General features: G+C 70.7%; 11 protein-coding genes, 1 tRNA gene and 1 other RNA gene. 2 read left to right on the forward strand and 11 right to left on the reverse strand.

The window, feature by feature from the left end; all coding sequences use genetic code 11:
* Positions 1–135 precede the first annotated feature (135 nt).
* From ACFKCF_RS14545 to ACFKCF_RS14565, 5 genes are all read right to left on the reverse strand, one after another.
* On the reverse strand, positions 136–1,194 hold the full coding sequence (locus tag ACFKCF_RS14545) for an aspartate-semialdehyde dehydrogenase (protein WP_394493808.1): 1,059 nt from the start codon (positions 1,192–1,194) through the stop codon (positions 136–138).
* The gene (locus ACFKCF_RS14550; RefSeq protein ID WP_394493809.1) at positions 1,191–2,465 is read right to left on the reverse strand and encodes an aspartate kinase; all 1,275 of its coding nucleotides are present in this window, start codon (positions 2,463–2,465) and stop codon (positions 1,191–1,193) included. Before ACFKCF_RS14550 ends, ACFKCF_RS14545 begins: the two co-directional genes overlap by 4 nt.
* A gap of 84 nt (positions 2,466–2,549) precedes the next feature.
* A complete protein-coding gene (locus ACFKCF_RS14555; RefSeq protein ID WP_394493811.1) occupies positions 2,550–3,077 on the reverse strand; it encodes a DUF5063 domain-containing protein in 528 nt (175 codons plus the stop codon).
* Positions 3,070–3,669, reverse strand: coding sequence for a recombination mediator RecR (gene recR / locus ACFKCF_RS14560; RefSeq protein ID WP_192788957.1), 600 nt, complete (start codon positions 3,667–3,669; stop codon positions 3,070–3,072). The genes ACFKCF_RS14555 and recR overlap by 8 nt, the downstream gene beginning before the upstream one ends.
* A 2-nt stretch (positions 3,670–3,671) precedes the next feature.
* The gene (locus ACFKCF_RS14565; RefSeq protein ID WP_192788958.1) at positions 3,672–4,022 is read right to left on the reverse strand and encodes a YbaB/EbfC family nucleoid-associated protein; all 351 of its coding nucleotides are present in this window, start codon (positions 4,020–4,022) and stop codon (positions 3,672–3,674) included.
* 309 nt (positions 4,023–4,331) lie between these two features.
* Between ACFKCF_RS14565 and ACFKCF_RS14570 the strand changes: the two genes are divergently transcribed.
* A complete protein-coding gene (locus tag ACFKCF_RS14570) occupies positions 4,332–5,741 on the forward strand; it encodes a GAF domain-containing protein (protein ID WP_394493812.1) in 1,410 nt (469 codons plus the stop codon).
* Between the two features lie 131 nt (positions 5,742–5,872).
* Here ACFKCF_RS14570 and ACFKCF_RS14575 read toward each other — a convergent pair whose 3' ends face one another.
* The gene (locus ACFKCF_RS14575; protein ID WP_394493814.1) at positions 5,873–8,368 is read right to left on the reverse strand and encodes a DNA polymerase III subunit gamma and tau; all 2,496 of its coding nucleotides are present in this window, start codon (positions 8,366–8,368) and stop codon (positions 5,873–5,875) included.
* Positions 8,369–8,399: 31 nt separating this feature from the next.
* Positions 8,400–8,495, reverse strand: an RNA gene (ffs, locus tag ACFKCF_RS14580) — signal recognition particle sRNA small type.
* A gap of 86 nt (positions 8,496–8,581) precedes the next feature.
* Here ffs and ACFKCF_RS14585 point away from each other — a divergent pair.
* Positions 8,582–8,666 (forward strand) — tRNA-Ser (locus ACFKCF_RS14585).
* A 183-nt stretch (positions 8,667–8,849) separates the two neighbouring features.
* Here ACFKCF_RS14585 and chrA read toward each other — a convergent pair.
* The 4 genes from chrA to ACFKCF_RS14605 all read right to left on the reverse strand — a co-directional run bounded on the left by chrA (position 8,850) and on the right by ACFKCF_RS14605 (position 11,668).
* Complete coding sequence (chrA, locus tag ACFKCF_RS14590; RefSeq protein ID WP_394493816.1) at positions 8,850–10,238, reverse strand: chromate efflux transporter; 1,389 nt, start codon at positions 10,236–10,238, stop codon at positions 8,850–8,852.
* Between the two features lie 16 nt (positions 10,239–10,254).
* Positions 10,255–10,686, reverse strand: coding sequence for a chromate resistance protein ChrB domain-containing protein (locus tag ACFKCF_RS14595; protein WP_394493818.1), 432 nt, complete (start codon positions 10,684–10,686; stop codon positions 10,255–10,257).
* Positions 10,683–11,168 carry a Chromate resistance protein ChrB gene (locus ACFKCF_RS14600; RefSeq protein WP_394493819.1) on the reverse strand — a complete coding sequence of 162 codons (486 nt, stop codon included), beginning with the start codon at positions 11,166–11,168 and terminating at the stop codon, positions 10,683–10,685. Before ACFKCF_RS14600 ends, ACFKCF_RS14595 begins: the two co-directional genes overlap by 4 nt.
* 197 nt (positions 11,169–11,365) lie before the next feature.
* Positions 11,366–11,668 (reverse strand): hypothetical protein, encoded by a 303-nt coding sequence (locus tag ACFKCF_RS14605; RefSeq protein WP_394493821.1) that lies wholly within the window; start codon positions 11,666–11,668, stop codon positions 11,366–11,368.
* Between the last annotated feature and the right edge of the window lie 73 nt (positions 11,669–11,741).

Genomic DNA, 11,741 nt, shown 5'->3' on the forward strand with positions numbered 1-11,741 from the left:
CGCCGCGCGGGGAGCGCACGGCGTCACACCACCTGAACGGCGGACGCCGCGCGGAACGCATGGCGTCACACCACCTGGACGGCCCGGACGGCGGACGCCGCGCGGGATGCACGGCGTCACACCATCCGGATGGGGTTACAGCTCGCCCGCGACCAGCTCGGCGATCTCCGCCGCGTTGAGCGCCGCGCCCTTGCGCAGGTTGTCACCGCACACGAACAGGTCGAGCGTGTTGGGGAAGTCGACCGCCTGACGGATGCGGCCCACGTAGGTCGGGTCGTTGCCCACCACGTCGAGCGGCGTCGGGAAGACCCCGTTGGCCGGGTCGTCCATGAGGACCACCGTCGGCGCCGCCTCCAGGACGCGGTGCGCGTCGGCGACCGTGATCTCGCGCTCGAACCGCGCGTGCACGGCCAGCGAGTGGGTCGTGATCACCGGCACGCGCACGCAGGTCGCGGAGACCTTGAGGTCGGGGATGCCGAGGATCTTGCGGGACTCGTTGCGGAGCTTGAGCTCCTCGGAGGCCCAGCCGCCGTCCTTGTAGGAGCCGGCCCACGGCACCACGTTGAACGCGATGGGCGCGGGGAACGGCGAGTCGTCGGGCAGCTTGTTGGCCAGCACCTTGCGTACGTCACCGGCCGCCTGGCCCACCGTGCGGTCGCCCGCCAGCGCCTCGACCTCGTCGTAGAGCCGCGCGGAACCCGCCACGCCGGCGCCCGACACCGCCTGGTAGGAGGCGACGACCAGCTCCGTGAGCGTGAACTCGGCGTGCAGCGCCCCCATGGCCGCCATCATCGACAGCGTCGTGCAGTTGGGGGTCGAGATGATGTTGCGCGGCCGGTTGCGGGCGTCGAGCGGGTTGACCTCGGGCACGACCAGCGGCACGTCCGGCTCCATCCGGAACGTCCCCGACTTGTCGATCACGATCGCGCCGCGCTCGGCCGCGATCGGCACCCACACCGCCGAGATCTCGTCCGGCACGTCGAAGATCGCGATGTCGACGCCGTCGAACACCTCGGGCGCGAGGGCCTGCACCACGATGTCCTCACCGCGCACCTGGAGCACCTTGCCCGCCGAACGCGGCGAGGCGACGAGACGGATCTCGCCCCAGATGTCCTCACGCGACGACACGATGTCGCGCATGACGGTGCCCACGGCGCCGGTGGCGCCGATCAGGGCGAGAGTAGGCCTGTTCATCGTCCACTACCTCCGTACACCACGGCTTCGACCTGGTCGGCGTCGAGCGAGAACGCGCGGTGGGCGGCCTGCACGGCCGCGTCGACGCCGTCCTGCCCGACGATCACTGAGATGCGGATCTCCGAGGTGGAGATCATCTCGATGTTGACCCCCGCGTCGGCGAGGGCCGCGAAGAACGTCGCCGTGACGCCGGGGTGCGAGCGCATGCCCGCGCCGATCAGCGACACCTTCCCGATCTGGTCGTCGAAGAGCAGCGACTCGTAACCGATCTGACCCTGGATCTTCTTCAGCGACGACAGCGCCGTCTGAGCGTCGGCCGTCGGCAGCGTGAAGGAGATGTCCGTGCGGCCCGTGGCCGCGGCCGAGACGTTCTGCACGATCATGTCGATGTTGATCTCGGCGTCGGCCAGCGTTTTGAAGATCGAGGCAGCCTCTCCGACCTTGTCGGGGACCCCGACAACAGTGATCTTGGCCTCGCTCCGGTCGTGCGCGACGCCGGAGATGATCGGCTGCTCCATCTCGGTTCCTTCGGTGTAAGGGTCGGAGACGACCCAGGTGCCTTCCTTGGTGCTGAAAGAGCTGCGTACGTGAATCGGCAGGTCGAACCGGCGAGCGTATTCGACGCAGCGCAGATGCAGGATCTTCGCGCCGCACGCGGCCATCTCCATCATCTCGTCGTACGAGATCCTGGGGATCTGCTGCGCCGCCGGCACGATGCGGGGGTCGGCGGTGAACACGCCGTCGACGTCGGTGTAGATCTCGCAGACGTCGGCCTGCAGGGCCGCCGCCAGCGCCACCGCCGTGGTGTCGGACCCGCCGCGGCCCAGCGTGGTGATGTCCTTGGTGTCCTGCGAGACGCCCTGGAACCCGGCCACGATCGCGATGTTGCCCTGGTCGATCGCCTCACGGATGCGGCTGGGCGTCACGTCGATGATGCGCGCCTTGCCGTGCGTCGAGTCGGTGATCACGCCGGCCTGCGAGCCGGTGAACGAACGGGCCTCGTGGCCCAGGTTGGCGATCGCCATCGCCAGCAGGGCCATCGAGATGCGCTCGCCCGAGGTCAGCAGCATGTCGAGCTCGCGGCCCGGAGGCAGCGGCGACACCTGCTCGGCCAGGTCGAGCAGCTCGTCCGTCGTGTCGCCCATGGCGGAGACGATCACGACCACGTCGTTGCCGGCTTTTTTCGTCGCGACGATCCGCTGCGCGACCCGCTTGATGCAGGACGCGTCGGCGACGGACGAACCACCGTACTTTTGCACAACGAGCGCCACGAGAGTCTCCCGGTTTGGACTGTGAGCTGCCAGTCTACTGGCGACCTCTCATGAACCCGCTGGGCCGTACCACTATCTGGACGATCAGACGGTGGTCTCCTCGGCGACGTCCAGGCGCGAGTGCGCGGCCAGGGCCTGGAGGGCACGCATCGCGGCGCCCGCGTGGTTGCCCCAGGTGTTGAAGTAGGAGTACTGCCACCACCAGAGCGCCTCGTGGGGCCGCCCGGCGTGGTAGTGGCGCAGGCCGTGGATGAGATCGGCGGCGACCGCGGTCAGGTCGTCGGAGAGCCGGTAGGGCGTGACGCCGGTGTCCTTGTACGGGTCGAACACCTCGGCGTAGTCGTCGACCGGCCTCAGCCGCTCGGCCAGCGCGGTGCGGACGCCGTCGATGTCGGGGTCCTCGCTCATGGCCGGCTCGTAGTTGCCCGCGAGGATCACGTCGCGGTTGGCCCCGAGCTTCGCGCCGGCCAGGCTGACCTGCGCGACCTCCACCAGCAGCAGTGACCAGATGGCGTCGCCGCCCTCGCCGCCGGCGACCCTGGTCAGGCCGTCGACGTAGTCCTGTGCATGCCCGGAGATCTCTTCCGCCAGCGCACTCCACTGGTCAGACATCCAGCAGCCTCCGTCCTTCGAACGCGCGGCCCAAGGTCACCTCGTCGGCGTATTCGAGGTCACCGCCCACAGGCAGACCGCTGGCCAGTCGTGTCACTTTGATGCCCATCGGCTTGACCAGACGGGCGAGGTAGGTAGCCGTCGCCTCGCCCTCGAGGTTGGGATCGGTGGCGAGGATGAGCTCGGTGACCCGGCCATCCGCCAGACGCGTCATGAGCTCGCGGATGCGCAGATCGTCGGGGCCGATGCCGTCGATCGGGCTGATCGCGCCGCCGAGCACGTGATACGTGCCGCGGAACTCGCGCGTCTTCTCGATCGCGACGACGTCTTTCGACTCCTCCACCACACATATCACGTGGGTGTCGCGGCGCGGGTCACGACAGATCCGACACTCCTCTTCCGCGGCCACGTTTCCGCAGACCCGGCAGAAGCGGACCTTCTCCTTGACCTCCAGCAGCGCGTGCGCCAGCCGCTTGACGTCGGCCGGATCGGCCGCCAGCAGGTGGAACGCGATCCGCTGCGCGCTCTTGGGACCGACGCCGGGCAGCAGGCCCAGCTCGTCGATCAGGTTCTGGACGACCCCCTCGTACATGCCTAGAACCCTGGCAACTGTCCGAGGCCGCCGCCACCCAGCCCCTGGGCCAGCGGGCCGAGCTTCTCCTGCTGCAGATCGGCCGCCGCGCGGACGGCGTCACGGACGGCGGCGATCACCAGGTCGGCGATCGTGTCCGCGGTGTCCTGCGCGTCCCCGGAGTCGATCACGCTCGGGTCGATCTTGAGCTCCAGCAGCTCACCCGAGCCGTTGACCACGGCCGTGACAAGGCCCCCGCCCGATGAGCCCTCGATCTGCGCGTCGTTGAGCTCCTGCTGGGCGCTCACAAGCTGCTGCTGCATGAGCTGGGCCTGCTCCAGCAGCTGCTGCAGGTTGACATCCCCTGGGTTCACCGTCGTGCGCTCCTCGTGGCTCCGGTTCTTGACTGCCACGAGCCTACGGGGTTTGGGCGTCGTCCTGTACTGGTGCGGCCCTACCTGGGATGTTTTTTGGCCGGATCTCGGCCCCCCTCCAGCGTCCGAGACCCGGCCACCACGTCGGCGGAGCGGCCGCACCACGCCGACGCGTTGCCACAGGAAGTTAACGACTCGAACGTTGCACACACGTTGCGTTCATTCAATCACCCTCTGCAATCCCCCCGAACGGGTTGCGCGGAACCGCCCGCAGGACGGATGCTCTTTGTTGACTACTTGGAGTGACCGATGAGTTACGCCCACCTTGATGCGTACTCGCGCCTGCTACGCGGAGCGCACGAAGCGGCGGCGGCCGGCCGCGTGTCGCCGGAGCTGCCCCGCCGCCTGATCACCGCCTCCTGGCAGCGGTCACTGGATGCCGGGATCGACCCGGAGGGCAAGAGCGCGCCCCTGGTCTACGACGTTTCCCACATCAAGGACGTTCGCCAGGCGCACCCGTTGCGGCCGTTGCTGCCCCTCATCGCCCAGACGCTGTCCAGCCTGGCCGAGGAGGTCCTGATCGTCACCGATGGCGACGGACGGGTGCTGTGGCGCGAGGGCAACCACGCGATCATGCGCCGGGCAGACCAGATCGGTCTGGCCGACGGACACCAGTGGGCCGAGGGCACGGTCGGCACCAACGGCATCGGCACCGCGCTCGAAGCGGGCCGGCCCGTGCACGTGTACTCGGAGGAGCACCTCATGCGGGTACTGCACGTCTGGTCGTGCAGCGCCGCCCCGATCACCGACCCGGACTCGGGCCAAATCGTCGGCTGCGTCGACGTCAGCGGCACTTCGCGCAGCCTGCACCCCGCGACCGTCGCGCTGGTCGCCGCCACGGCCAAGCTCACCGAGACGCAGCTCGCGCTGGACATGCACGAACGCGACGAGCGCCTGCGCCGCCGCTTCGAGTCCCTGCGTGGGCGACCCGGAATCCTGCTGTCGGCCACCGGCCGCGTGCTCTCGGGCGATCCGGCCGGCTCCCTGGGCGAGCGCATCCGCCTGTCCGGGCAGCGGGTGATACTCCAGGACGGTTCCGCCGCCGTGCTGGAGCCGTTCTCCGACGGCTTCCTCCTGCGTCTCACGTCGTCGGCGGCGCCTCCCACGCTCGCCCTGTCCTTCCTCGGCGAGGGGCAGCCCGTGGCCACGTTCGGCGAGCTCGACCGGCCGCTCTCGCTCCGGCACGCCGAGATCCTGGCCCTGCTCGCGCTGCATCCGCACGGGCTGACGGCCGAGCAGCTCTCGTTCCACCTCTACGGCGACGACGGCAATCCGGTGACCATCAGGGCGGAGATCCACCGGCTGCGGGCCCAGCTCGGAAAGGCCATCGCGGCCAAGCCGTACCGGCTGACGTGCCCGCTGGAAGCCGACTTCCTGGAGGTCCGCCGCCACCTGGCGGCCAACGACGCCCGCGCGCTGGCCGGCGCGTACCGGGGCCCGCTGCTGCTCCGCTCGGAGTCGCCGGAGATCCGCCGCGAACGGGACGAGCTGGAGGCGCAGGTACGCGTGTGCCTGCTGCGGCACGGGTCGCCGGACGAGCTGTGGACGTACGCGCAGACCGCCAGCGGCCGGGACGACTACGAGGTCCTGGAGCGCCTGGCCGCTCTCCCCCGGACCGACCCCCGCTCCGCGGCGGCCCGCTCCCGCCTGTGCCCCTGACGCTCAGGTGGTCGATCTCGCCGACCCCGCTCGCTCCCAGCTGCGCCCCTGACGCTCAGGTGGTCGATCTCGCCGACCCCAGCTCCGCGACCGCACGCTCCCCGCTGCGCCCCCGACCCTCAGGGCTGATCTCAGGTGTGGTCGATCTCGCCGATCACCCGGGCGCCGAGCTCGCGTTCCAGCAGGGCCATGCCGGAGACCGCGTCCACGTCGGCGTCGGCGTCGTTCAGGGGGTCGACGTCGTCCGACTCCGGGCCCTTGTTGCGGCCGGGGACGGCCTCCGGCCAGGCCGCCGCGCCGCTGCGGGCGGCCAGAACGCGGGGACCCGCCTGGGCCGCGGCCCGCGCCGCCGACCTCGCGGCGGCCAGCCCGGGGCCGACGGCGGGGCCGGGCCCGGTGCCGGCCGCGGGGCCGGAGACGGTGTTCGTGGGGTCGGGGGCGGGCGGTGAGCCGGGGCTGAGGTCGTCGGGGGCGTCGGGCCAGGACTCGTCCGTGGTCTGACGTCCGGCGGACGCGGCCGCTGGGTGGCCGGGGCCCGGCTCCTGGGCGTCCCCGTCGTCGTGGGACCCGCTGTGGGAGGCCGTACGCCCCTGGGAAACGTGCGCACCCGGCCCGCCATGAGCTCCCTGTGCACCCGGCCCGGCCTGGGCACCGGGGACGCCGTGGGCGCCGGCCGTGCCGGACGGACCGGCATGGGGACCGGTCGAGCCGGCGGCTGCGGCCTGCGGACCGGTCGAGCCGAGCGCCGTCCCCTGGCCGCCTGCCGCGCCGTGCCCTCCCGCAGGGCCGTGACCTCCCGCCGGGCCGCCGTGCGACGGCGGGCGGGGAGCACCCCGGGACGCGGAGCCGCCGCCGGGGGCCGGGGAGCCGCCGACGACCGCCTCGACGCGCCACGTGCCGCCGAGCACGTCGCCGAGCGCCCCGGCCACGACGGCGTCCTTGCCACCGCCCGTGAAGTTCTTCATCGCGCCCACCTGGGTGAAGCCCAGGGTGACGAGGTTGCCTTCCACGCCCACGACCTGGGCGTTGGTGCTCACGTTCGCCCAGACGACGATGCTGCGCTGCTTGAGCGAGGCCAGCACGGCAGCCCACTGCGCCTGTATGGCACCCGCCCCGCCCCCGGTGGGCGCGCCACCGCCGGGCTGTGCGCCGCCGCTTCCCGCCTGGGGCGTCGCTGGGGCCGCCGGTGCTACGGAAGGCGAGCCGGGACGAGCCGGCTCAGGCCAGTCAGCCCCCGCCGCGTCGGAACCGCCGTGGGACGCCGCGCCCGCGACCGGCACGGACGCGCCGGCCTGACCGGAACCCGGCTGAGAAACGGGCACCGAACCAGGACCGGGCACGGAGGCCGCGGCAACGGAACCGGGCACGGAAGGCGTACCGGCTACTCCGGAAACGGACGGCGCGGAAACAGGCGGGACAGCCGGCGCCGAGACGGGCGGGGCCGCGGCCCGGGCGGCCATCTGCGCGACGGCACCCCCACGCTCCAGGCGCTCGATGCGGGCGAGCAGCGCCCCCTCACCCTGCGCGGCACCCGGGAGCAGAACGCGGGCACACATCAGCTCCAGCAGCAGCCGAGGCGAGGTCGCCCCGCGCATCTCGGTGAGACCCGCGTTGAAGACCTCGGCCGCGCGGGTGAGCTCCGCCGGACCCATCGAGGCGGCCTGCTGAACCAGGCGCTCCAGCTCGTCGGCGGGCCGGTCGAGCAGCCCGCTGGACGCCGCCTCGGGGACGTTCGCCAGGATGACCAGGTCACGGAAGCGTTCGAGCAGGTCGGAGGCGAAGCGGCGGGGGTCGTGGCCGCCCTCGATGACCCGGTTGACCGCGTGGAACACCTGCCCGCCGTCACGCGCCGCGAACGCGTTGACGACCTCGTCGAGCAGGTCGCCGTCGGTGTAGCCGAGCAGGGAGACGGCCTTGGCATAGGTGATGCCGTCCTCCTCGGCCCCGGCGAGGAGCTGATCGAGGATCGACAGCGAGTCACGCGCAGAGCCCGCGCCCGCCCGTACGACGAGGGGCAGCGCGGCGGGCTCGAAGGGCACGCTCTCGGAGGTGAGGATCTCCTCCAGCAGCCCGCGCAGCGTCGCGGGCGGCATCAGCCTGAACGGGTAGTGGTGGGTACGCGACTTGATCGTGCCGATGACCTTTTCCGGCTCGGTCGTCGCGAAGATGAACTTCAGGTGCGGCGGGGGCTCCTCGACGAGCTTGAGCAGCGCGTTGAAACCCTCCCGGGTCACCATGTGCGCCTCGTCGATGATGTAGATCTTGTAGCGCGCGGAGACGGGGGCGAAGAACGCCCGCTCCCTCAGGTCGCGCGCGTCGTCCACGCCACCGTGCGAGGCGGCGTCGATCTCGATGACGTCGAGGTGGCCGGGACCGGTCGGGGCGAGCGCGACACACGACTCGCAGACGCCGCACGGGTCAGGCGTGGGGCCCTGCTCGCAGTTGAGGGAGCGCGCCAGGATGCGCGCGCTGGAGGTCTTGCCACACCCACGGGGGCCACTGAACAGGTAGGCGTGGTTGATCCGCTTCGTACGCAACGCCTGCCGCAGCGGGTCTGTGACGTGCTCCTGACCCTTGACCTCGGCGAACGTCCCGGGCCGATACTTGCGGTAAAGCGCAAGGCTCATGCGACCATCCCGCCTGCGAGGGGGCTCTCAACGAAGAGACCCCTCGCACACCCGCCAGAGCCCGCTTATCCTTGCTGCCTTCCGGCCCTGGGGAGGTTCACAGGATGACGCCGCGCGAGGGGTCCCTGGACAGTCTAGCCGGATGCCGCAGTGCTTGCTCCACACCGCAAAAGATGGTCTGCGCACGCCCGGAAGTCCGGTAAGCTCGTCGGCGGAGGATTCGCCTAGTGGCCGAGGGCGCACGCTTGGAAAGCGTGTATAGGGCAACCTATCAGGGGTTCAAATCCCCTATCCTCCGCGCCTGGTTGAGGCAGTAAACGCGAAGGGGCCGACCCCATCCAAGTCGGCCCCTTCGCTATGTCCGGGCTCAGCCGGCCTTTCCAGAATCTTTTTCCGCCTGCCGGATGCCATCTGTCAGGGGCACGCCGGGAATGAGCCACACCGTGGCGAGCGCCGCGCAGACGGCCGTATCAGGCCTGGTTCACGGCAGCAGGGCGGTTCCCATGCCAAGCAGGGCGCATATCCCGAGGATGCGCAGCATCGGCCATTTCAGGACGAAGGTCATGACGAGCGCGGCCCCGGTAATGGTCAGGGCGATCGGGCTGAGCGTGCTTGGGTCGGGGAGTCGGATGGTGAACGGCCCCCAGGCCCAGGTGAAGGTGCGCCCGAACAAGGTGTGCTGGGCGAAGTAGAGCGCGAGATTGGCGATGACACCGACGACGGCGGCGGTGATGCCGGTCAGGGCTGCGGTGATGGCGGTGTTGTGGCGCAGCTTCTCGACGTAGGGCGCGCCGAGGAAGATGAACAGGAAGCACGGCACGAAGGTGACCCAGGTGGTCAGCAGCGCGCCGAGCAGGGCGCCGGCCCATGGGGTGAGGGGGCCGGGATCGCGATAGGCGCCGAGGAAGGCGACGAACTGGACCACCATGATGAGGGGGCCCGGGGTGGACTCGGCCAGGGCCAGGCCGCGGACCATCTCCCCGGGGCCGAGCCAGGCGTAGGTCTCCACGGCGCGCTGGGCCACGAAGGCGAGCACGGCGTACGCGCCACCGAAGGTGACCAGGGCGGTGCCGGAGAAGAACAGCCCCTGGGTGGTGAAGACGCTGCCGGCGCCCAGGAACACGGCGACCGCGGCCACCGGCAGCCACCAGGCGACCAGCCCGACGGCGAGGATCTTGCCGGCTGAACGCCGGCTCGCCCGGGCGTGGTGCAGCGCGTCGTCCGGGATCAACGGTGCCGGCCCGCCGTCCCCGCCGTGCCCGTTGCTGGCTTTGAGTACGTGAGGGGCCAGTTTGTGCACGGCCCGTCCCACAAGTGCGGCGACGGCGACGACGACCGGGAACGGCACGCCGAACAGGGCGAGCGCGGAGAAGGCGGCGATCGCGACCACGACGAAGACCGGGTGGGTGAGCGAACGCTTGGCGACCCGGATGACGGCTTGGGCGACGATGGCCAGCACCGCGGGGGCGATCCCGACGAACACAGCGGTCACCGCCGTGGTGTCCTGCCACAGGACGTACACGGCCGAAAGGACCAGCAACGCGAGCATGCCGGGCAGGACGAACAGGGTGCCGGCCACGAGCCCGCCGCGGGTGCCGTTCAGCAGCCATCCGACATAGATGGCCAGTTGCTGAGCCTCGGGGCCGGGCAGCAGCATGCAGTAGTTGAGCGCGTGGTTGAAGCGCTGCTGGCCGATCCAGCGTTTCTCCTCCACCAGGGTGCGTTGCATGACGGCGATCTGCCCGGCCGGGCCACCGAAGGTCTGGAGGCTGATTCCGAACCAGGCCCGTACGGCCTGGCGGAAGGGGATCACGTCGCCGGACGTGGAGTCCTGGCCGGAGGGCCTGGGGTCGCGCTCGGTGTGAGTCATCGGGTGCTCCCGGGGCTCAGGCGGGTGGGCGGCCGAGCAGCATGGCTCGCCGGTAGTACTCGTACAGGCCGTCGAACAACGGGCCGGTCAGCTCCAGCACCCGCTCGTCGTCGCAGGTCATGGACAAGCCACGCAGAATCACGTCCAGCCCCGGAGCTTCGGGCGCGTCGAAGCGCTCGTCGTCGATGTCGGCCTCATGCACGAGCTCGGCGAGCTTCCACAGCACCGGATCGGCCAGGTCGTAATGGCGCAGGACGGTCTCGAAGCTGCAGTCGCCGCCGTGGTGCGACAGCCGCACGCCCCGCATGTCGAAGGCCGTGGCGTCGACCGGGACCTCGCTGGGATCGCTGACGAACACGAACTCGGCATCGGCGTCGACATGGCGGCGGATCAGCCACGCGCACGCGGCCCGGTCGATGTGCACGCCGGCTCGGGTGGCCCACTTCATCCGGCTTCTCCTGGCACGATCGCCTCGGCCAGATCGCGCACCGCCCGCTGTGCCGCCTCGCGTTCGGGGGGCGGGAAGTAGTCGCGGCGGCCGATCCTGCGCAGTTCGGCCTGCAACCGCTTGACCGCCCGGCTGCGCTCACCGGGGCGCGCCGTGGCGGCGGCCTCGGCCTGCTCGGCCACCGCTCGGTACTCCGCTGCCCGCGCCTGCTGCATCTCCGCCGCGATGGCTCTCTCTTGCGCCAGACTGGCGGCGGTGGCCAGCCACAGGTTCGAGCTGCCGCCGACCTCACCGATCTCCTCGGCGATCCATTCCAACTGCTCTCGGGTACGGGGGTCGGCGGGCAGCGCGACCAGCCCGTCACCCAGCCGGGCCACGCCGAGCCGGTCAAGCTTGCGCCAGATCGTGATGCGCAGCGTCGAGGGCTGGCGCGGAATCCGGTACGCCAGCAGCACCCACTGCCCAGCAGCGCTCACCACCATGGCACCAGCCCCTCTGTTTGAAACCACAGTTACTGTAACCATGGTTTCTCGACATAGGCAATGTCGAGGGGCTGTGCGCATGCGGTGACGAACGCAGGCAGGGGCGGACATGCCGCACCGTGTGGGGGCTTCATGTCAAGCCGGCCGCGCACCGCCCCGGACAAGGCACAGGGCGGGCGCGGCCAGGACAGCGTCGGTCAGGTCAGCGCCTGGAAGGAGTAGTGCAGGCCGAACTGGGTCCGGTCGTAGGCGTGTACGAGCGTGCCCTCCCCCTCACAGGCACGGTCGCCGAAGACCACGATCGGGCCATCGGTTTCGTTGACCAAGGCGTGGAACTCCGGGCCGAGGTCGTGGCAGTCGCCGGGTCGTGGGTCCCCGATCCCCCACGGGGTCTCACCGGCGGTGAGGATGATCACGGCTCCCTCGGCGGCGGAGGCCGGGGTGGCGGTGAGCGCGAGGGTCGTGGCGGCCACGGCCAGCAGGGCCGGGATGGAACGCATGGCGGATCCCTTCCATAGGAGATGACCCACCCAGCATGCGCGAGGAGTAGTTGATCTCATACGCACTGTAGGC

The organism is Nonomuraea sp. JJY05 (genome assembly GCF_043496855.1).
Classification (GTDB): domain Bacteria; phylum Actinomycetota; class Actinomycetes; order Streptosporangiales; family Streptosporangiaceae; genus Nonomuraea.